The organism is Muricauda sp. MAR_2010_75 (assembly GCF_000745185.1).
Lineage (GTDB): Bacteria > Bacteroidota > Bacteroidia > Flavobacteriales > Flavobacteriaceae > Flagellimonas.
The window spans coordinates 1,072,652-1,094,743 of record NZ_JQNJ01000001.1 but is presented as its reverse complement, the minus strand read 5'-3'; the positions used below and the strand labels follow the sequence as shown (position 1 = coordinate 1,094,743).

Sequence of the window (22,092 nt, the reverse complement as noted above, 5' to 3'; positions counted from 1 at the left end):
CAATTTGGATCCTGAGCCCCATTGTTTGGTGTTTTTCTTCGCAGCGGTTAATGGTATCTTCACCATAAAAATAGTTGTGCTTTTGCTTCTTTTAGGTGGATCTGCCCTAATCTCGGCCGCCGAAGTGGCCCTGTTTGGTCTCTCTCAGACCGATTTGAACGAAATGCAGGAAAAGGATACCTCTCGTGGAAAACTGATTGTTCATTTATTGGAGAAACCTAAGAAACTCCTTGCTACCATTCTTATTACCAATAACGCCATCAACATTGGAATTGTGCTGCTGTTCAGTTCCATTGGAAATACCATTTTTGCAAACATTGATGGGACATGGCGTTTTTTGTTGGAAGTGGTGGTTGCCACATTCCTTATTCTGATGTTTGGGGAAATTCTACCAAAAATCTATGCCAATAGAAACCGGGTGCAATTTTCCCATTTTATGGCCCTGCCCTTAAAAGGGTTGAACACCCTGTTTACGCCGTTGAGTGCTCCCATGCGCTCTGCCACTTTATTTCTGGAAGATAAATTGGGAAAACAGAAATCCAGTTTTAGTGTCAACCATTTGTCACAAGCCTTGGAATTGGCTTCAGAAGGGGACACCACAAGGGAGGAACAGCGAATATTGGAAGGGATCGTTACCTTCGGCAATACGGACACCAAGCAGGTCATGCGTCCCCGTATCGATATTTTTGCCCTTAATGAAAAGATGAAATTCCCGGAGGTGCTTCAGGAAATCAAAAAAAATGGATATTCCCGTATTCCCGTATTCTCGGAAAATATGGACAACGTGCTAGGTGTTCTGTACGTGAAGGACCTTTTGCCCTACATAGACCGGAAGGCCTTTAATTGGATGTCCTTGATCCGTGAACCTTATTTTGTTCCGGAGAATAAAAAACTGGATGATCTCTTGTTGGAATTTCAGGATAAAAAGAACCACTTGGCGGTGGTGGTGGATGAATACGGAGGAACATCGGGTATTGTGACTTTGGAGGACATCATTGAGGAAATTGTGGGCGATATCAGCGATGAATTTGATGATGAGGACCTTGTTTTCTCAAAATTGGACGATTATAACTATGTTTTTGATGGAAAAACTACACTAAAGGACTTCTACAGAGTGGTGAAGATTGAAAATGAGGAGGAATTTGAGTCGAAAAAGGGAGAATCTGAAACCATAGCCGGGTTTGTATTGGAGATTTTCGGAGGGTTTCCCAAACGCGGGGAAAAAGTGTTCTTCAACAACTATCAGTTCATTGTAGAGAATCTGGACAAAAAAAGATTGAAACGCATAAAAGTAACACTGCCCCATGAAGCATAACCCTTTTTTTTATTTGTTAGTGGCCATTTTTATGGTTGGCTGTAAGGATGACGTGCAGCCTAAACCTAAGGGCATGCTCCGTTTGGACTATCCAAGGGCCCGTTACGCTGAATCCGATATTGATTGCCCCTATTCCTTTGATCAAAATACACTCTCCAATATAAAAGAGAACACGGATTGTTCCTTGGTTTTGGATTATCCCATGATGAAGGGCTCCATCTACCTTACCTACAAACCCGTGAAAGGCAATTTGGACACTTTGTTGATTGATGCCCAAAAATTATCCTATGAGCATGTTCGTAAGGCAGATAATATCATAGACCAACCTTTTGTGAACCCAGAAGATAAAGTATATGGTATGTTTTATGAGGTCAGTGGAAATGCAGCCTCCCAATCCCAATTTTATGTGACCGATAGCACCAAACATTTTGTTACCGGATCGCTCTATTTTTATGCCAAGCCCAACTATGATTCCATTCTCCCTGCAGCTATGTATCTACAAAACGATATTCGCAGGATAATGGAAACCTTGCGATGGGATAATTAGTTGTTCAGCAACTAGGTGCCAGAATAAATATCTACAATTTGATTGTTTATGTCCTTGGAAATGTCCAATGTGCCAGCTTTTAGAAAAAAGTTTATGTTGCCCTCGGCATATTCAACACATAAAAGGGGTTTGTATGATGGATTCTCATCATAGAAAGTTTCATCTTGCCAAAAAAGAGGTTCCCCAAATACAAAACTAAAAGGTAACCCTGCTTGATCAAAACTATCTTGAATTTTTACCTTTTCCCCCAACTCTTTTTTCAGTTTTGTGGCGAGTTCTTCAAACGTATTTCCTAAGATTTCTTCAAATAATAACTTTCTCAATACAATAAACCCGTTATTCTCAAAATCCATTGTTTCTGACCATTCCATGAGCTCTTCTAGTTGATAAGGCAGGTTTTCAGGTTCGGAATATTGGCGTGCCTTCAATAGATCAACGGAGCCATTAAAGTAAGCATACCTAACATCTCCGGGATCTGCCATAAAAAAGTACAGAATGCCTTTTTCAGGTAGGATATCCAGAATATCATAAGGTTTAATTTCTGCACAATTAAGCTGAGCAACAAAAAATTCTTCAGGTAAAAGCTCAATATGATCTGGTAAATGGGGGAGTCCCCAAATTTTGGATTTACCCAAAGGAACCCTTCCCTCATCCTCTATGCTATTTGCAGAATAGTCAAGATAATAATGGAGGTCATATTTTAATTCATCCCAATTATCTTCCAGATTGTGCTCTTTCAGAAAAGAATGAACAATTTCCAAGGCTTTTTCGTGAAGATTCATACGTCCTATTTTAGGAATTATTTTGACCTAAAATAGAAGTCTAGCCGAGAAAAGAAGGACATGGGTTGGTAAATAGGTAGTTTGAGTTGACCAAAATTTGGAAAAATGTTATTTGTTGAGGAGTTTTTCGGCCCTTTCAATGCTACCGTTTATTTTTTCCTTGACCACTTTTACTTTTTCTTCCTCTTCATCCAGCCATTGTTGTTTTTCTTCGGTAAGCTCTTTGCCGTTTAATATCTCATCGGAATCAAATCGGTCTCCAAAGCCCTTCATCCAGTCCATCATAGCGGTATTGGCCTCTTGAAGGTCCTTCATGGCGACTTCGTACTTTTGGCCCATTTCGGTGGTGTCCACCTTAGCTTTGAGTTCTCCCACTAATTTTCCCAATTTTCCCATTTTTGGCATTACTTCATCATGAATGGCCATTACTTTTTCCATTTGTGTAGGGCTTTCAGGGGCTTTTTTTTCTTGTTTGCAGGAAAGGAATAAAACAATTGTTATTGCGCTTAGGTAGAAAAGTGTTCTCATCTTGATGTATTTAAACACAAAACTAGTTAAGAAGTATGAAATATTTGAAGTACGGTCATAAAAAAAGGCACCTCCAATGGTGCCTTTTTATTTGATTTTTTGTTAATCAAAATCTGAAGCACTTACTCCTTCATTCACCTTGAGTTCCATCACGGTAAATTCAAAGTTTTGCGGTCCCATACTTTGGGTCAACTTAAAAGGAAATTTGATTCCAGAGACCTCTTGGTAATCATCAAACCCCACAATATTCTGCATTTGCTGGCCTTGTATTTCTTCAACCGATACTTCTTGTACCTTTAAACCGGATTCGGTATCGTAAAAGGCTGTTTTTTTATCGGTAATCTTCAGTTTATAGGCCTTTTTGTCTCCGACAGGCTCAATACCTTCCAGAGAAACTTCGCCCGCTGTTAAGTAGTTCAACTCTGGAAAAGCGGCTGATTCTTCTTTGATTTTTGCAATTTCTTCAGGGGAAAGATCTTTGCGTTGCCCTTGCACTACCATATAGCCTGTATCTCCGTCCAAAACTTGTTTTTGCATGGAGTTGCCCTGTACTTTTATATCTTGCATAAATTGGTCTTGGGAGGTCTTTTTCAGTTCCAGCTCCAAGGTTGTGCCCTGCACTTCGGCCTCAGCCACCATGGCGTAGGATTCAACCGCTTCCAGTTTGGCCTTCCCTCCAATGGCCTCAATGTACTTTTCCAAAACAGCGTTGGCGCTCATGCCTTCCGGAATTGCTGCATTGTACTTTGGTTTTTCGGTTTTGTTCGCATATTTGTCAAAATAAAATACAGGAACTTCCTTGCCTTTAAAAGTGACTTTTTCAAGATTTTTCAGGACATCACTTCCTTTGCCTACGACCACGACCCTGGCATTTGAGGTAGTAAGGTGCTTTTGTGCCGCCTTTTGAACATCGGCAATAGAAACTGCTTCAAGTCGTTCCAAATAAGTTTTGTAAAAATCGCTTGGCAAATCCTCGGTTTCAATATTAAGGGCATATGCGGCAATGGTTGTTGGATTTTCCAAGGCCATGACAAAGTTTCCGGCATACTCCGCTTTTACATTGGAGAGTTCTTCCTCGGTTACAGGCTCGCTGATAATCTTGTCGATTTCCTTTAAAATTTCAACCACGGCACTATCGGTTACGACATTTCGTACTTGTGCTTCAGCATCAAAACGTATGGGGCTGTACTTGTTGTCCCTGATGGCAGAGAAGGCCCCATACGTATAGCCTTTACCCTCCCTAAGATTAAGGTACAACCTGCCTTGTGAACCGCCTCCTAAAATCCTGTTGGCAAGTAGGGCATGCAAGTAGTCATCATCTTTCATTTTAAGTTCTGTGATGTTCTCCACGGCCACTTCAGATTGTACCGCATTGGGTGCATCCACAAAATTGATTTGGGTATATTGTACATCCGTAGGTTTTGAATAACTGAACGATGGCGGCACAGCTTTGGACCATGGTGTAAAATTCGTGGTAACGAGTTCTTTGGTGTTTTCAAAATCAACATCGCCAATGATCACCAAATAGGCGTTGGCGGGCACAAAATAGTTTCTGTAGAATTGTTCTACATCGGCCAAGGATACCTTGTTTACGGTTTCTTCCGAAGTGATTTCTCCATACGGATGGTTTTTGCCGTAAGCCAAGGCCAGTTGTACCCGGGTTGCAATGGCGGAAACATCCTTTTCCTCGTTTTTGAGTCCGGCGAGGAGTTGCTCTTTTTCCTTTTCAAATTCTTCTTGGGTAAAATGGGGATTAAGGGCTGCGTCGGCCATGAGTTCCAATATTCTTGGAAAGTATTTGGACAGGCAATTGGCTGATGCGCTTTGACTGCCAATATTTATGGAAGCCCCCAAAAAATCCACTTCTTCATAAAAATCATCCTTGGGGATGGAGGTGGACCCTTTTCCCAGCATACCAGAGGTCAAATCGGAAACCCCGGCTTTATCGCCCTGCAAAATAGGGGGGTTATCTATGGTCAAATACATATTGACCCGTGGCAATTTATGGTTTTCCACCACCATTACCTTAAGCCCATTGTGCAATTCAAAACGCATAGGTTCTTTAAGGTTTATTTCCGGAGCGGGACCTTTTTTGGGCGGTGTGGTGCGGTCTATCTGTGCGTTTGTTACTGCCCAAAAAAGCGACAGTACGGAAAATAGGATATACTTTTTCATCTTAATTGGCATCATTTTGTTCAGGTAAATATTCCAGTTCCAAACGTTGGTTCACTTTTAGGTACTTTTTGGCTACCTCACGGATTTCTTCCCGGGTTATGGAACGATAAATATCAATCTCGGTATTGATGAGGTTGGTATCATCGCGGAGCAAATAATTTTCAGCGAGCGAGTTGGCAATTCCTTCTACACTGCTATTGGCATTCACATAACGGTTTTCGAACTTGTTCTGAAGTTTTTGATAGTCCTTTTCAGAAATAAGGTCGGTCTGGAGCTTTAATATTTCCGCATCAATTTCATCCTTGAGGTCTTGGATCGTATTTTCTCCAAGCGGAAGTCCACCCAAAATATAGGCACTGTAATCCTCACCATCCAAGGGGAAGGCAAAGACTTGTAGTGCCATTTTTTTATCATCCACCAGTTTTTTGTAAAGTTTGGAACTTTCACCATCACTTAAATAGGCAGAAATCATATTGATGATGTAAGCATCCCTTTCGGCTTGCCCTGGAGTTCTATATGCCAAGAATATGGCAGGAATCTGAATATTGGGGTCATGGTAGGTGGCAAATAAGGTTGAGGTAATAGGGTCTTCCTTTAATGTGGGTCTATCGATAGGTGCACCCTTTGGAATGGGGCCAAAATAATCGGAGATCATTTTCTTGGTCTTTTCGGTTTCAAAGTCACCAGCTACAACCAAAACTGCATTGTTGGGTACGTAATAGGTCTTGTTGAAGTTCTTAAAATCATCCAAAGTGGCACTGGCCAAATGCTCCAAAGAACCAACTACAGCCCATCGGTAAGGATGTTTAATGAAAAGGTTCTTGCAGATCTGTTCAAAATAAGCACCGTAGGGCGAATTGTCCACGCGAAGTCGTCGTTCTTCTTGAACGACTTCCTTTTGGGTATCCACACCGACTTGGCCAATGATGGGATGCATTAAACGCTCGGACTCCAACCAAAGGCCCGTTTCCAAACTGTTGGAGGGGAAAGTTTCATAATAATAGGTGCGGTCCAAATACGTATTGGCATTGCCCCTTCCACCATTGGAAGTAACGATCTTATCCCATTCGCCACGTTCAATGTTCTTGGTGCCTTCAAACAATAAATGTTCAAAAAAATGGGCAAATCCTGTCTTTTGTGGATCTTCGTCCTTGGATCCCACATGGTACATAACGGCAGTGGTGACCACAGGGGCCGTATTGTCCTGATGCAAAATTACATGCAGGCCATTTTCCAGATCATACTCTTCAAAGGTAACTTCCTGCGCCGCAATGAAGTTACCCATGGCAAGTATGAAAAGCACCAAAAGTAAATGTCTTTTCATGATATGTTATTTTAATGTTGGTGTACGATGTACTACTGAGGTTGGTATTGATTTGATGATTGATGTTACGCTAAATATAGGATAAAATTTACAAGCGGAATGAATAGGGCGCAAGTCTTTAAAAGAATCTATGGGATAATTCGTAAACATTCAGTAAATTAAACATCATATCAAAAATAAAATGAGATGAAAAATTTAACCCTGCCTATTCGCTTTGGAATAGTTACAAGTGCCGTTCTTATAGCGTATTTTTTAATCTTGTCCCTAATGGGAAAACACACCAATGTTTTCTATAGCCTGTTCAATGGGGTCATTACCGGTTTTGGTATTTATGAGACCATAAAATACACCAAGCTTAGACAAGGTAAGGGATTTAGCTACGGAAATGGATTTACGGCGGGAATCACCACTGGGTTTATAGCTACGCTATTGTTCACCATTTTCTTTGCTTTTTATAGCACGGAGCTGGACAGTACATATCTGGATGAACTCTCTAAGGTATGGTCCAAAGACTATAAAAACTTTCAAGGTATTGTTTTCTTTACAGTGGCCATTATGGGGTTTGCCACCACCTTGATTTTAACGCTTTCCTTTATGCAACTCTTTAAATCCACAAACAATCAAAAAAAATAATGCCCCAAAGAGGCATATAATACTTGTAGATTAAGGATTTAGCAGTATATTTGCACCCGCTAATTTGATAAAGCGACCATAAATTAATCTAAGTTAACGCATTATGTACGCAATTGTAGAGATGGCAGGGCAGCAATTTAAAGTTGCAAAAGACCAAAAAGTGTACGTTCACCGTTTGCAGACAGAAGAAGGTAAAAAAGTTACTTTTGACAAAGTGCTTCTTTTGGATGACAACGGAAACGTTACCATTGGCGCCCCGGTCATAGAAGGTGCGGCTGTTGAGGCCAAAGTTGTAAAACACCTTAAAGGAGATAAGGTAATTGTCTTCAAAAAGAAAAGACGTAAAGGATACCAAAAGAAAAACGGTCACAGACAATATTTGACTGAGATCGTTGTTGAAAGTATCCTAGCTAAAGGAGCCAAGAAAGCCGCTCCTGCAGCAAAAGCCAAAACTGAGGAAAAACCTGCTGCCGAGCCAAAAAAGGCAGAAGCTAAAAAAGCAGCAGCTCCTAAAAAAGAGGCTCCAAAAGCAAAGGCAACTGAAGACTTGAGCTCCAAAACTGTAGCAGAGTTGAAGGAAATGGCCAAGGCTAAGGATATTACCGGTTATTCTTCCATGAAGAAAGCTGAGTTGATTGAAGCGTTAAGTAAATAAGACACGAACTAAAATTTATATATCATGGCTCACAAGAAAGGTGTAGGTAGTTCAAAAAACGGTAGAGAATCAGAATCGAAACGCTTAGGTGTTAAGATTTTTGGTGGTCAGGCAGCAGTTGCTGGTAACATCATTGTAAGACAACGTGGTACCAAGCACAATCCTGGCGAAAATGTTTACGCTGGTAAAGACCATACTTTGCATGCCAAGGTGGATGGTTTAGTTAAGTTTGAAAAGAAAGCGGGTGGAAAATCCTATGTTTCCATCGAGCCTTTCCAAGCATAATTACAAAACTATATCATATTCAAGGCCTCGCAGTAGCGGGGCCTTTCTTTTTTCTGCCTAACCGATTGGTAAAGGTTTATTAACCTAACGGTGATATTTGGGCCAACGTAATTGTGTTTCTTGAATCCTCTTTTGCCAATTACGTTGAATGAGAGCATGTGTTAAATCTTTATCTCTCTTGTTTGCCATCTTGGTCCTTTTCCCTAGCAAGGGTTGGGGCCAACAAAAACCTATTGACTTTTCTGCTGTAGAAACTTCTGACCCTACCTATTTGGATCTTCAAAAAAAATTGGATCATTCCAAAAACAATCCTGAATTTCCAAAACAAATTGCTCAAAGCCACTTAAAGCTGGGTGAATATTACCGCTCTTTGGGATTGTATTCCGAAGCCATGGAACAATACAACAAAGCTTTGGAGCAAATCGGGATTGATTTCAATGATACCCTTTACACTACCCTGAACAACAATATCGGCAAAGTATACCTTTCCCAAAATAATTTTAAACTGGCCGAGCAACATTTCACCGAAACCATGAACACTGTGGTGAATTTGGATGATAGCAAAGGACAGGCAGAATCCATGGGGCTGCTTGGAGCTTGTTACGAAAAACAAGGCGAGTACGACAAGGCATTGGCCTACCAAAAAGAAAGCTTATTTCTGTTTGAACAGTTGAATGACAGGCATGGGGTGGCCATGACCAACGAGAACATCGGCAGTATTTATGAGGACTTGGAGGAGTTTGACTTAGCCCATGAATATTTTCGTAAAGCTTATCAGTATTTGCAAGGCAGTGGAACTGCGGAAGAGATCAACGTGCTCAATAATTTGGGAGATAGTTTCAGGAAAACTGGAAAGTATGAGTCCGCTCTTGATTATACGAACCAAGCCCTAAAGATTGCAAAAAAGTTGAATGATTTCCACCAGTTGGAAAGTGCTCATAAAGACTTGTCCAAAACTTATGCCCTCATAGGCGATTTTGAAAAGGCCCATGCCCAGTTGATGCAAGCCGAGGAATACAAAAGTGCCATGCTAAAGGCTCAGAACAATAATCAGCTCCATGTGCTTCAGGCCATCTATGAGACCAATAAAAAGGAGGCTGAAATTCAATTGTTGAAGGAACAGAACAAGGTAAGTGCAGCCAATCAGAACCTGTTATGGGTGGCTTTGTTCGCTTTGGCGGCTATTCTTACCATTTTATATAGCTATTTGGGTAGAAAACGGAAGGCGAAGCTAAAAATCCAAGAATACAAACAGCGGATGCTCAAGGCAGAACTTGATAAAAAAGCCATTGAGGAAAAGAATTTACAGAATGAGGTGCAACTTAAAACGGCTTCACTATCGCGATATAGCCTCCATCTTTCACAGAAAAATAAAATCTTGCTCGATTTAGCAAATACCCTTCGAAATATTGCTTCCCGAAGAAATATGGATACCTCGGAAAAAATCAAGGCCTTGGTAAAAGAGATTGACTTTAACCTTCAGCAAGAAGATGAATGGGACGAGTTCATGAATTTCTTTAAAGAAATACATCCGGAGTTCATCAAAAAATTATCCACTCTTTCAGACGCCAGTCTTTCACCCGCGGAACTTCGTTTGGGGATGTTGCTACGATTAAACCTCTCTTCCAAAGAGATTGCGTCAATCCTTCGGGTGACTCCAGATAGTGTTCGTGTGGCGCGGCACCGACTTCGCAAAAAACTCCCCATAGATCAAAAATCCGAGTTGGTAAATTTTATGATAGAACTTTGACCCATTTTCACTCCAATTTTTGGAAAAGGTTAGCCCCATGTAAAACTAACGTAATTGTTGCCCTCTTGTTTCTGCTGTATAACCGATTTGTTTCCTTTTTGTTTCCCTTTAGTTTAAATCATAATGGGCTGATATACATAGTTTTGGATTGCATTCTAACAAGAACCAAAATGAAACCAATGAACCTAAAGAAACTACTTTTTGTAACGCTTTTTTTGATGTTTGGACTGTTAAAAGCTCAAGCTCAGACAGGGAATATCCAAGGAACAATTACTGACGAGAACGGGATTTATGTTCCAGGTGCCAACGTATTCATTGAATCGCTTTCCAAAGGAGCCATTACCGATTTTGATGGTAGATTTACCTTGGTCAGTATTCCTGAAGGGAGCTATACTTTAAAAATAACCTACATGGGCTATGCCGATGTTGACCAAGAAGTCTCTGTAACGGGAGGTCGCACAGCCGCGGTGAGTATTGTATTGAACCCAAGCAATGTTGAACTGGATGAAGTTCAAGTGAGTGCCTACGGACTTAGTGGTCAAGCCAAGGCCTTGAATACCCAACGCACCAATTTGAATATCACTAATGTGGTTTCCACGGACCAGATCGGGAAATTCCCCGATGCCAATATCGGGGATGCCGTAAAACGTATTCCTGGCATCACCATGCAGGTGGATCAAGGTGAAGCAAGAAACATTATCGTTCGAGGTTTGTCTCCACAATTAAACTCCGTTACCTTGAACGGGAGCCGTATTCCTTCCGCAGAATCCGATAACCGGAACATTCAGATGGATTTGATTCCTTCCGATATGATTCAGACCATTGAGGTGAACAAGGCAGTAACGCCAGATATGGATGCCGATGCTTTGGGGGGATCTGTAAATTTGGTTACCCGTACCGCTCCGCAAGGATTTAGGATTTCCGCAACCGCAGGATCGGGAGTTAATTTTATTACTGATAAAAGAATATGGAACGGTTCCCTTTTGATAGGTGATCGAACCAATGACGGCAAATTCGGATACATGTTTTCCGCAACCATCAATGACAATGATTTTGGTTCGGATGATGTTGAAGCCGAATGGGCCGATGAATTTGAATACTACACAGGAGAGGATGATGACGAAGGGGAGCCTATCTTGGAAGAAGTGGATGTGGATCCATATACCAATGTTACCGAGCAGAGAACCTATTTGGTACAACGGGTAAGAAGAAGTTTTTCAGCCAATTTCGACTACCAAATCAATGCCAACAACAACATTTTCTTAAAAACGATGTACAATTGGAGAGATGACCGTGAGAACAGATTTCGATTGGAGTATGAGATTTTGGATGGAGAAGATATTGAAGTGGGAGATTTTTCAGTAAACAATGGAAAATTGACTCGCTTTCCTGCTGAGGTTAAAAGACAGAGTAAAGGTGGTATTGCAGGTGGCCGAAACAAAAACCGTCGTTTGGAAGATCAGCGCATGCAGAACTACACCTTGGGAGGCAACCACTTGTTTGGGTCTTTAAAAATGGATTGGATGGCAGCTTATGCCAAAGCTTCCGAAGAACGCTTGAATGAGCGTTATGCCGAATACGAGTCAGAGTACATTGTGAGAAATGATAACAGTAACCCTAGGTATCCTATAATGACTGCTGCAGATCCTGCCGATTTTGATGATTTGGGCAGTTTTGAGTTTGGAGAAATCACCAATGAGAACCAATACACGGAAGAAGAGGATATGAACTTCTTTGTGAATTTTGAACTGCCAGCGGATATTTTTGCTCGGGGTGATGGTTCTGTGAAATTTGGGGCAAGAGGTAGATTCAAGACGAAGGAAAGAAACAATGATTTCTTCGAATACGATTTGGAGGACGATTTTCCAACCTTGGGTGATGTTCCCATCAAAAATTACACAGACCCAGATTACTTGGCAGGACCCAAATACCAAGCGGGCAATTTTGCCAGTGAGGAGTGGTTGGGTTCGTTGAATTTGAACAGTTCCAATGGAGAGGCTTTACTTGACGAATTTTTACCGGGCAATTTTGAGGTAAAAGAAAATGTTCTAGGTGCCTACGCCATGATCAACCAAAAGCTTTCCAGTAATTTAAGTGTCTTGGCGGGTGTCCGTGTGGAGAACACCAAACTGGAATCTGATGGGAACAGGGTCATTTACATTGAAGAAGATGAGGACAACGGTATTGAGGAAGGTATTGAAGTAGAGCGCGTTTCAGATGAAAACTCCTATACCAATGTCATGCCGGGCCTTCACTTTAAATACGATGTGGACACCAACACCATCCTTCGATTTGCTTGGACCAACACCTTGGCCCGTCCCAATTATGTGGATTTAATTCCTAGGTCAGAGATTGTCAATGAAGATGCCGAGGTCATCGTGGGTAACCCAGAATTGGATCCAACCACTTCCATGAATTTCGATTTGAATGCAGAACATTATTTTCAGAGTGTGGGTATTGTTTCCGGTGGTCTTTTCTATAAAAGAATCAATGATTTTATATACACGTTCATTACAGAAGCCGAAAACGATTCTTTTGGAGCAGGGACCACAGGCTACGATGTTTTTCAACCATTGAATGGCGACTCCGCTTCCATTTTTGGAGCTGAGGTATCCTTCCAACGTCAACTGGACTTCTTGCCTGGCTTCGCTAGAAACTTCAGTATTTATTTAAACTATACCTACTTATCTTCCAGTGCCGATGGTATCCGCAATGAGGATGGTGACGAGCGTACCGATTTGGATCTCCCCAACACCGCGCCCAATATGTTCAACGGGTCTTTGGGCTATGCCGATAAAAGGTTCAGTGCTCGACTTTCAGCCAACTTTTCCGATTCCTATATCGATGAAATTGGGGGTAACGCTTTTGAAGATCGGTACTATGATACCCAGTTCTTCTTGGATTTCAATGCCAGCTATGCCATTACCAATAACTTGAGGATCTATACCGATGTGAACAACATCACCAATCAACCCCTACGGTATTTCCAAAGTGTAAAAGAAAGGACCCAACAAGCCGAATTTTACGATATCCGCTTTACATTCGGGTTGAAATACGATTTGTTCAGAAAATAATTCAGGTAGTATTTTATATACTAAGTCATGATGAGTGCCCGCCCACAATGGGTGGGTACTTGGAGTGACGACCTATATCCATAGAATTTCTATTATGAAAAAATTATATATTCCATTTGTTTTGGTACTGGGGATCATCTCGTGCAAGCAAGGCAATAAATTACCGGCCATCGCCCCGGATATCATTACGGAAAGAACACCGAACGATACCGATGACCCTGCCATTTGGATTAATCCCCAAGACTCATCAAAAAGTATTGTTTTTGGGACGGATAAGGAAACTAACGGAGGGGTCTATGCCTTTGATCTCGATGGAAAGATCATCAAAGAGAAATCAATCACCAACATTCAACGCCCCAATAATGTGGATTTGGAATATGGTTTTCAATTAAATGATTCCGTTGCTGTAGATGTGATTGCCTTCACGGAACGGGAGAAACAACAAATTCGGTTGTTCTCCGTCCCTGATATGAAACCCTTGGACGGTGGCGGCTTTCCCGTTTTTGAAGATGAAACCGATGTGGAACAGCGTTTGGCCATGGGCATCAGCCTGTACAAATCACCAAAAGATTCCTCGGTCTATGCCATTGTAGGTCGAAAAATTGGACCAAGCGGTTCCTATTTGTATCAATATAAATTGGAATCGGATAGCACGGGGGTGTCGACCAATTTGGTCCGGAAATTTGGAAGTTTTACCGGCGGAAAAGAAATTGAGGCCATTGCTGTGGACAATGAACTCGGTTTTGTATACTATTCCGATGAGGGCGAATGTGTAAAAAAATACCATGCCGAGCCTGAAATGGGAAATCAGGAATTGGCTTGTTTTGGAGGAGAATACTTTTTGGAGGACATCGAAGGAATTGCCATTGCCACATACCCCAATGGCGAAGGCTATATTATCGTTTCCGATCAACAACGGGGCCAGTTCAATATTTTTTCCAGAAAGGACAACAGCTTCATCAAGGCGGTAAACCTATCCACCATGGAAACCGATGGGTGTGACGTGGTCACAGTTCCGTTGAACGACACTTTTCCAAACGGACTTTTCGCTGCAATGAACGATGAAAAGAACTTCTACTTTTATGATTTGAACAAAGCTTTGGATTTAAACCGATGATTAAAACCGAAGTTTTCGTTTTCGGGCGGTAATTTCCCAAGTATCGACCTTTTTACCGTTTTCAATAACGGAAACTTCATCATGAAGATTAATAGTGGGACAAATATGGTACGGAACACCGTACAGGACATCCCCGACTTTGTATTTGTCCCAATCTTTTACCTTGATTACACCGTGCTCTTCGCTTTGTGAAAGCAACTCATAATTGTCCAGATTCAGGAATTTAACACGTTTGTCAATCGGATTTTCCCCGGCAACGGATTTATGCCCCAAATCCACGGTAATAATTTCTTCTGTAGGCTTGGAGATAATTCGTGTGACCAAAAGAGCGGCATATTTAAAGTGCTGTTCGGTTAATTTTTCACCGTAGCCCCAGTCCCAAAGCACACAGGTTCCAGGACTGGTTATTCTTTTTTCTTTTTGCAAATGCGAAGTGAAAGAAGGTGTCCCTCCGCAGATCAATTCGGCTAGGGGATAATCGTCTCGCAACGCTTCAAAATAGACTTCAACATCTTTCACCCCTTTTTCTATTTTTTGGTTTCGAACTTCAAAATCAGGATCCCTTAAGTGACCATCATAGGCATGAAGTCCTTTAAAAACCAAAGACTTACATATTTTTAAATAAGCCATAAGCTCATCCAGTCCCGGGCCAATTTCAATTCCGGAACGGTCCATTCCATTGTTTATGTCAATATAAACAGCAACGGAAAGCTCTTGCTCCAACGCTTTTTGGTTCAAAAGTTCTGCGCTATCCTCATTGTCCAAAATAGTGGAAAACTGGGTTTCGGGATAGTGTTGAATTAAATGTAAAAATCGGTCTATTTTAGGTCCTACCAACTGATGGGCAATTAATACAGATTTGGCACCAGCCTCGGCAGCAATTTCTGCTTCAGAAATGGTGGAAGCTTTAAAATTGGTAATTCCCGACTCCAATAAAACTTCCATTACCTCGGGCATTTTATTGGTTTTAATGTGCGGCATCAATCTTTTGGTTTGGCCATCCACCAAGGTGATCATCTCATTGATATTGTACTTGAGATGTTCGGGGTACAATGCTATGGAAGGCGAATCTACCGTTTCCACATTTTCAATTTCATACCAATCTTTGGACATTTTCCCTACTGTTTGTTTCAAACTTGATTTGAAAAACAATGTAATCATTTGTATGGAAACTAGTTTGAATTTTTCGCCAAAAAAGGGATGTGACCTAATTCATTAAATATTAAATGCTTTTCGTAGCTTTAAGAACATTAACTATAAATCTTAATATCATGAAAAAATTCACCACTTGCTTGTTGTTGTCCTCAGCAATTTTGTTCTCCAGTTGTTTGGGGTCTTTTAAAGCATTCAACAACCTTAAGGATTGGAACCAAGGTGCTACCGACAGCAAATTTTTGGACAACCTTATTTTTTGGGGATTGAACATCGTTCCTGTTTATGGATTGTTTTTTCTTGGCGACGTATTGATTTTCAACGTCATCGAATTTTGGTCTGGATCTAACCCCATTGCCATGAAACCGGGCGAATCCGAGACCCAAATGGTAGAACACGATGGGAACACCTTTAAAATGGTGGCCACACAAAACCGCATACAGGTTACTGTGGTTGAAGGACCTAAGAAGGGCAAGAAATTGGAATTATTTTATAAGCCTGATGAAAAATCTTGGAATGCCATCAGACCCAATGGAGAAATTATCAAACTATCTTCTTTTGAGGAAGGATTCTATATTGTGTACATGCCCAATGGTGAAAAAGTTAAAATAGACCCAATGAGCACGCGTGAAGAAGGGTTGGCCATTCTACAAGAAAACAAGACCTGTTATTATTCCGAAAGCCTTTTAGCGGATTAAAACCTAAAAGCTACTAAAAAACCCATGGTGTTAGCCATGGGTTTTTCTTTATAAAAAAAGAGTTGGTCTTCTAGTACCTGTAATAATCCGGCTTAAAGGGGCCTTTTACCTCCACACCAATGTATTCCGCTTGGTCTTCCTTAAGCTCGGTCAGTTCTGCACCCAAACGGGCCAAATGCAGTTGGGCTACTTTTTCATCCAAATGCTTGGGAAGCATGTACACTTCGTTTTCGTATTTGTCGCTGTGGTTCCAAAGCTCAATTTGCGCCAGCGTTTGGTTGGTGAACGAATTGCTCATCACAAAACTGGGGTGTCCCGTGGCACAGCCCAAATTTACCAGTCGGCCTTCGGCCAAGATCACCAAATCTTTGCCATCAATGGTATACTTGTCCACTTGTGGTTTTATTTCATCTTTGGTATTGCCGTAGTTTTTGTTCAACCAGGCCATATCGATTTCATTGTCAAAATGTCCAATATTGCAGACAATGGCCTTGTCTTTCAAAGCACGGAAATGCTCTTCACGGATAATATCCTTGTTCCCGGTAGCAGTAATCACCACATCGGCATTTGAGATAACGGTCTCCAATTTTTTTACTTCGTAACCATCCATACAGGCCTGAAGCGCACAGATAGGGTCAATTTCAGTGACAGTAACAATAGCTCCTGCCCCACGGAAAGAAGCGGCCGTTCCTTTTCCAACATCACCATATCCGGCAACCACAACTCGTTTTCCGGCCAACATGGTATCGGTAGCCCTTCGGATGGCATCCACGGCACTTTCACGACATCCATATTTATTATCGAACTTGGACTTGGTCACAGAGTCGTTCACGTTGATGGCGGGCATGGGCAATGTGCCCTTTTTCATTCGCTCGTACAAACGGTGAACTCCGGTTGTGGTCTCTTCAGAGAGCCCTCTGATTCCTGCTGCCAATTCTGGGTATTTGTCAAAAACCATGTTGGTAAGGTCTCCCCCATCATCCAAGATCATATTTAAAGGCTGTCTTTCCTCTCCAAAAAACAAGGTTTGTTCAATACACCAATCGAATTCTTCTTCGTTCATGCCCTTCCAAGCATACACAGGAATCCCAGCCGCGGCTATGGCGGCAGCAGCGTGGTCTTGGGTAGAGAAAATGTTGCAGGAACTCCAAGTCACTTCGGCACCTAGAGCCACCAAGGTCTCTATCAAGACGGCTGTTTGTATGGTCATGTGCAGGCAACCGGCAATTCGCGCTCCCTTTAAGGGCTGTTCCTTACCGTATTCTTCCCGCAATGCCATAAGTCCGGGCATTTCGGCCTCGGCAAGCTCAATCTCTTTTCTACCCCATTGTGCCAGGGAAATGTCCTTTACCTTATAAGGTACATACGGAATTGTCTTTGTGCTCATAACTTTATATAAATTTACTTTTGTAGCTTCGCTTTATAGTGCGACAAAGATACGAATTCGCTTAACTTTTGGTCATGCCTATTTACAAAACCATAACAGTTTCTCCAACAACATCTGTCTACATTTGGAAGGTCGAGGAGGCGGAACAGGATTTAGCAGATGGAATTGTGCTGACCCCGCATTGCCAAAACCGCATGGATGGCATGAAATCCGAAGCACACCGGAGGGCTTTTTTGAGTATCAGGCATTTAATGGCCCAAGCAGGCTACGTGGACCAAGATTTGTTTTATGACGATTTCGGGAAACCACACCTAAAGGATGGGAACCATATTTCCATCACCCATTCGCACAATTTTACGGGGATTATTGTGAGTGAATCCGATGAAGTGGGCATTGATATAGAGATGCAGCGGGGCAAAATTCTTCGGATTGCCCATAAATTCACCCCCATTGAAGAGTATAAAACCTTGGCCAATACCGATGCGCTCATCAGAAAGCTCACCATTGTTTGGGGAGCCAAGGAATCGCTCTACAAAATATATGCGCAGCAGGGATTGAGTTTTTTGAGGCATATAAATGTAATGGATTTTACCTTTGAGGATTCCCGAACTTTGGCCGAAATTTTATACAAGGGCAAGAAATCCCATTATGAGATTGAATTTTTGGAATTTGAAGGCTTCACCTGCGTATATGCCCTAAAAATGATGGGGGGATGACGATTCCTTTTTGTAGTTTTGCCCCTGAAAATTCTGCATAGCCCATGAAAATTTCTGTTGAACTTACCCTTACGCCACTTCAAGATAATTTTGAACCCCCGATCATTGATTTTATCAAAAAATTGCGCGCTTCTGGACTTACGGTCTTGGAAAATCCGTTAAGTACCCAAGTGTTTGGGGAGTACGAAAAGGTCATGGAATTGCTTCAAACCGAAATCAAGGAAGCTTTTGAGAATTTGGAACATGTGGTGTTGACCATGAAAATGGTAAAATCGGACCGAAGCGACTATGAACCCCATTTTTGATTTTTTTATTGGACCTTATGAAGATCGGGAGCTCTCCTTGATCATTTTAGAGGCCACCGCTTTTTTCTTTGGAATAGCCAGTGTGGTATATGCCAAGCGGGAGGATATTATGGTCTACCCTACCGGGCTGGTGGCTACGGCCATTACCACCTATATCTTTTTTGTGGATCGTTTGTTGGGGGATATGATGATGAACTTCTACTTTTCCATCATGAGTATATATGGATGGTGGAACTGGGCCCGAAGAAAACAGAACAGGGAATTTGTAGTAAAGATTTCAAGGACCAATACTAGGGAAAAATGGATTGGTTTTGGTCTTTTCCTACTCACCCTATTGATAACCTTTGGGGTGTATCAGGCCTTTGGTGCAGAAATAAAGGCTACCAACTATGTTGACATTCTTACTTCGGGAATCTTTTTTACCGGAATGTGGTACATGGCCAACAAGAAATTGGAAAACTGGACCCTTTGGATCATAGGGGATATAATAACGGTGCCTTTGTATGCGTATAGGGGATGGGGCATGTTTTCATTGCAATACCTTATCTTCACCGTACTGGCCATTCAGGGATATTTAGCATGGAAGAAAGACTTGGACAAGACCCTACAGACCTCATCAAAATAGTCCTTTTTGGGCCTGAATCCACTGGAAAGACCACTCTGGCCAGAGCATTGGCCCATCATTACAACACAGAATGGGTAGCTGAGTATGCGCGGGAATATCTTCAGGACAAATGGGATAGGGAACAAAAGACCTGTGAGCCCAAAGATTTAGTGCCCATTGCTCATGGACAAATGCGATTGGAAAACCAATTAGCCAAAAAAGCTGATAAAGTTCTTATTTGTGATACGGATCTTTTGGAGACCAAAGTATATTCAGAGGCATATTATCTGGGTTCTTGTGACCCCGTTTTGGAGAAGTATGCGTTAGAGAATTCGTATGACTTATATCTACTGACTTATATTGATACGCCTTGGGAAGCGGACGACCTTCGGGACAAACCTGATGAACGAGAACGAATGTTTGCGTATTTCCAGGAAACTTTAGAAAAATATAACAGGAATTTTATTATTTTAAAGGGAGATAAAGCATCTCGGCTTTCAACAGCAATAAAACACATTGATAAACTCCTTCATAACATGATCGATTTAAGTCCAAAAGACTTGCAACAATTGGAAAGCAAAGGCATTTCCAAAGAAAAAGTAGCCCGCCAAATAGAAACTTTTAAAGAGGGAATCCCTTTTGTGGATTTGGTAAAGGCCGCCGTTGTGTCCAATGGCATCCTCCGGTTTTCAGAAAAGGAACAAGAAGAACTCATCCAATATTTTGAAAATGCCCGCGGTAATCTTGATTTATTGAAATTTGTTCCTGCCTCTGGAGCAGCATCCCGAATGTTCAAGGCCATGTTCAATTTTGTGGACGCTTATGACCCTTCCAAAGAATCACTTTCGGCCTATATAGAACGAACGGGCGATACTGATGCCAAAAAGTTTACGGAGCAAATGCCCAAGTTCCCTTTTTATGATTTGATCATGGGACGAATTAAGGGTAAGGCAGCCAACAAAGATGAGGAAGCTTATCTTTTTGTAAAGGAAATGCTTATGGAAGATGGCTTGAACTACGGCTTCTATCCAAAAGGGTTATTGCCGTTTCATGAGTATGATTCCGGAAGCGCCACTCCTTTTGAGGAGCATTTAAAGGAAGCTGCCCTCTATGCAAAAACTGACGGGAAGGCCAATCTTCACTTTACCGTTTCGGAACAGCATGATGATATGTTCGCTGCCGAAGAAGCTAAGGTGGCTCCCAAAATTTCGAAGTCCACTAAAACCGAATTCGATATTTCCTATTCTAATCAGAAACCATCTACCGATACCATAGCCGTGGATATGGACAACAAACCCTTTAAAAATGGTGATGGGTCCATTTTATTTAGGCCTGGGGGTCACGGAGCTCTTATTGAAAACCTTAACGATCAAGAAGCCGATATCATTTTCATCAAAAACATTGACAATGTGGTCATCGACAAAAATTTGAAAGCCGTGGCCAATAGTAAAAAAATGTTGGCAGGGGTACTTAAAAAAGTTCAGGATAAGGCATTTGCCTATGCCAAGCAATTGGATGCGGGTGATGTTTCACCAGAAACTGCCGATCAAATCAAGGCATTTTTGGAAAAGGACCTCAATGTGCGTATGCCCAAAAATTATGACGAACTGTCCGTTGATGAGCAACTCTCAATTTTGAAGGACAGGATAAACAGACCCATACGGATTTGTGGAATGGTCAAAAATGAAGGAGAGCCCGGTGGCGGACCATTTTGGATTAAGGATGGCGAAGGAAATATTTCACTACAGATCATCGAGTCCGCACAGATAGACATGTCCAATGACGAGCAAGCAGCCATTTTAAAAAACTCAACCCACTTCAATCCCGTTGATTTGGTCTGCGGTGTTCGCAATCATAAAGGCGAAAAATACAACCTCTTGGATTTTGTGGATGAAAAACAAGGATTTATTACGGGAAAAACCCAAGAAGGAAAAGAATTAAAAGCTTTGGAACTTCCCGGACTTTGGAACGGAGCCATGGCCTTTTGGAATACCATTTTTGTGGAGGTCCCTCTGGTTACTTTTAACCCGGTGAAAACGGTCAATGACCTTTTGAAGCCTACGCACCAAGCCTAAAATACTTAAAAACAATTAGTTAAAATCCGCTCTTTAAAAAGGCGGATTTTTTTGTTCCCCATGTGACCTTTCCAAAAAATTAGTGTCAAAAGAAGTAACAGACCATCCTATTGCAACTTGCAATAGGACAAGCGATGGATAATCCTTGTGATTATTCAGATTAGGTTGGTTGATTTGGTTAGGAGGCCGTGCACCATGTACGGCTTTCTTTTACCAATAGGGCTTAAACGATAATGGCACCAAAGCACCATGATATATAAAGTAATTCTATTCCTTAATTTAATTGCAATGGCTATGGTAATCTACCTTTTGGCATCTTATGCGAAAAATAAATTCAACAAGAATAAGGATCAACAAAAAAACCAGGATGATGCTATGCAATAAACACTGACCATGCATTTTCCACTATGCCAATCTCGTTCATAGTCTTTTCCTTGGGATTATGATGTTGGCATTGAAAGGCTGCTTCGGCAGCCTTTCCTGTGTAAAAAATATACAGTTTAAAGATTTTCTATACAGTTTTACACAGTCTGTAAAAATCACTTTACTTCCTAATAGACATGTTTTTAGGAGGTTAAATTATTCTTAGCCTTATGGAAAATCTTGGCACTGGTTTTTCATGTAGATAGTCAAGTTTAACAATTAAAATCATATACCATGAAAAATCTAGTTTTAGCAACCGTACTATCTTTTGTTGGATTCACAGCCTTTGCCAATGTAGACACTCCAGAGTTGGATGAAGATAAAGCAACCGTAATCACCGTTGGAGATTTTGAGGAAATCAGTGTTTCTGACCTTCCTGAGGCCGTGACATCAGCCGTGGCACAAAATTACCCCACTGCCACAGTTGACAAAGCATACAAAAACGATCAAGACCAGTACAAATTGGAATTGTCCTTGGAGGATGGCACCAAAGGTACCGTATATGCTGATGCCGAAGGAAACTGGATTGAAATGTAATAGTTTTCGA

General features: G+C 41.5%; 20 protein-coding genes. 14 read left to right on the top strand and 6 right to left on the bottom strand.

Going from position 1 to position 22,092, the window contains the following annotated elements; all coding sequences use genetic code 11:
• Positions 1–4: 4 nt before the first annotated feature.
• Positions 5–1,315 carry a gliding motility-associated protein GldE gene (locus FG28_RS04845; protein ID WP_036380389.1) on the top strand — a complete coding sequence of 437 codons (1,311 nt, stop codon included), beginning with the start codon at positions 5–7 and terminating at the stop codon, positions 1,313–1,315.
• Complete coding sequence (gldD, locus tag FG28_RS04840; protein ID WP_036380383.1) at positions 1,305–1,862, top strand: gliding motility lipoprotein GldD; 558 nt, start codon at positions 1,305–1,307, stop codon at positions 1,860–1,862. The genes FG28_RS04845 and gldD overlap by 11 nt, the downstream gene beginning before the upstream one ends.
• Positions 1,863–1,873: 11 nt before the next feature.
• Here gldD and FG28_RS04835 read toward each other — a convergent pair whose 3' ends face one another.
• The 4 genes from FG28_RS04835 to FG28_RS04820 form a co-directional block, all read right to left on the bottom strand.
• Positions 1,874–2,644, bottom strand: coding sequence for a DUF1963 domain-containing protein (locus FG28_RS04835; RefSeq protein WP_036380377.1), 771 nt, complete (start codon positions 2,642–2,644; stop codon positions 1,874–1,876).
• Between the two features lie 108 nt (positions 2,645–2,752).
• The gene (locus FG28_RS04830) at positions 2,753–3,172 is read right to left on the bottom strand and encodes a hypothetical protein (RefSeq protein ID WP_036380376.1); all 420 of its coding nucleotides are present in this window, start codon (positions 3,170–3,172) and stop codon (positions 2,753–2,755) included.
• 102 nt (positions 3,173–3,274) lie between these two features.
• On the bottom strand, positions 3,275–5,347 hold the full coding sequence (locus FG28_RS04825) for a pitrilysin family protein (protein WP_036380375.1): 2,073 nt from the start codon (positions 5,345–5,347) through the stop codon (positions 3,275–3,277).
• Between the two features lies 1 nt (position 5,348).
• The gene (locus FG28_RS04820; RefSeq protein WP_036380374.1) at positions 5,349–6,671 is read right to left on the bottom strand and encodes a pitrilysin family protein; all 1,323 of its coding nucleotides are present in this window, start codon (positions 6,669–6,671) and stop codon (positions 5,349–5,351) included.
• 186 nt (positions 6,672–6,857) lie between these two features.
• Between FG28_RS04820 and FG28_RS04815 the strand changes: the two genes are divergently transcribed.
• The 6 genes from FG28_RS04815 to FG28_RS04790 all read left to right on the top strand — a co-directional run bounded on the left by FG28_RS04815 (position 6,858) and on the right by FG28_RS04790 (position 14,185).
• The gene (locus tag FG28_RS04815) at positions 6,858–7,304 is read left to right on the top strand and encodes a DUF4199 domain-containing protein (RefSeq protein WP_036380373.1); all 447 of its coding nucleotides are present in this window, start codon (positions 6,858–6,860) and stop codon (positions 7,302–7,304) included.
• 103 nt (positions 7,305–7,407) lie between these two features.
• On the top strand, positions 7,408–7,959 hold the full coding sequence (gene rplU / locus FG28_RS04810) for a 50S ribosomal protein L21 (protein WP_036380372.1): 552 nt from the start codon (positions 7,408–7,410) through the stop codon (positions 7,957–7,959).
• A 24-nt stretch (positions 7,960–7,983) separates the two neighbouring features.
• On the top strand, positions 7,984–8,244 hold the full coding sequence (gene rpmA, locus FG28_RS04805) for a 50S ribosomal protein L27 (RefSeq protein ID WP_036380371.1): 261 nt from the start codon (positions 7,984–7,986) through the stop codon (positions 8,242–8,244).
• Between the two features lie 148 nt (positions 8,245–8,392).
• The gene (locus FG28_RS04800; protein WP_036380370.1) at positions 8,393–9,994 is read left to right on the top strand and encodes a tetratricopeptide repeat protein; all 1,602 of its coding nucleotides are present in this window, start codon (positions 8,393–8,395) and stop codon (positions 9,992–9,994) included.
• Between the two features lie 170 nt (positions 9,995–10,164).
• Positions 10,165–13,068, top strand: a complete 2,904-nt coding sequence (locus FG28_RS04795) for a TonB-dependent receptor (protein WP_081894488.1) — start codon at positions 10,165–10,167, stop codon at positions 13,066–13,068.
• A gap of 94 nt (positions 13,069–13,162) precedes the next feature.
• Positions 13,163–14,185: a phytase gene (locus FG28_RS04790; RefSeq protein ID WP_036380369.1), complete on the top strand. Its 1,023-nt coding sequence runs from the start codon at positions 13,163–13,165 to the stop codon at positions 14,183–14,185.
• On the opposite strand, the gene FG28_RS04785 is transcribed toward FG28_RS04790, so the two are convergent.
• Positions 14,186–15,298, bottom strand: a complete 1,113-nt coding sequence (locus FG28_RS04785; protein ID WP_036386170.1) for a D-TA family PLP-dependent enzyme — start codon at positions 15,296–15,298, stop codon at positions 14,186–14,188.
• Between the two features lie 158 nt (positions 15,299–15,456).
• Here FG28_RS04785 and FG28_RS04780 point away from each other — a divergent pair, with 158 nt between their 5' ends.
• A complete protein-coding gene (locus tag FG28_RS04780) occupies positions 15,457–16,035 on the top strand; it encodes a DUF3332 domain-containing protein (RefSeq protein ID WP_036380368.1) in 579 nt (192 codons plus the stop codon).
• Between the two features lie 70 nt (positions 16,036–16,105).
• Here the strand turns inward: FG28_RS04780 and ahcY are convergent, their stop codons facing one another.
• The gene (gene ahcY, locus FG28_RS04775) at positions 16,106–17,422 is read right to left on the bottom strand and encodes an adenosylhomocysteinase (RefSeq protein ID WP_036380367.1); all 1,317 of its coding nucleotides are present in this window, start codon (positions 17,420–17,422) and stop codon (positions 16,106–16,108) included.
• 74 nt (positions 17,423–17,496) lie between these two features.
• Between ahcY and FG28_RS04770 the strand changes: the two genes are divergently transcribed.
• The 5 genes from FG28_RS04770 (at position 17,497) to FG28_RS04750 (ending at position 22,082) form a co-directional block, all read left to right on the top strand.
• Complete coding sequence (locus tag FG28_RS04770) at positions 17,497–18,138, top strand: 4'-phosphopantetheinyl transferase superfamily protein (protein ID WP_036380366.1); 642 nt, start codon at positions 17,497–17,499, stop codon at positions 18,136–18,138.
• Positions 18,139–18,182: 44 nt separating this feature from the next.
• Positions 18,183–18,443 carry a YkoF family thiamine/hydroxymethylpyrimidine-binding protein gene (locus FG28_RS04765; protein WP_036380365.1) on the top strand — a complete coding sequence of 87 codons (261 nt, stop codon included), beginning with the start codon at positions 18,183–18,185 and terminating at the stop codon, positions 18,441–18,443.
• On the top strand, positions 18,427–19,068 hold the full coding sequence (gene pnuC / locus FG28_RS04760; RefSeq protein WP_081894223.1) for a nicotinamide riboside transporter PnuC: 642 nt from the start codon (positions 18,427–18,429) through the stop codon (positions 19,066–19,068). The genes FG28_RS04765 and pnuC overlap by 17 nt, the downstream gene beginning before the upstream one ends.
• Positions 19,023–21,122, top strand: coding sequence for a DUF4301 family protein (locus FG28_RS04755; protein ID WP_036380364.1), 2,100 nt, complete (start codon positions 19,023–19,025; stop codon positions 21,120–21,122). Before pnuC ends, FG28_RS04755 begins: the two co-directional genes overlap by 46 nt.
• A gap of 657 nt (positions 21,123–21,779) precedes the next feature.
• Positions 21,780–22,082: a hypothetical protein gene (locus tag FG28_RS04750; protein WP_036380363.1), complete on the top strand. Its 303-nt coding sequence runs from the start codon at positions 21,780–21,782 to the stop codon at positions 22,080–22,082.
• Positions 22,083–22,092: the final 10 nt, after the last annotated feature.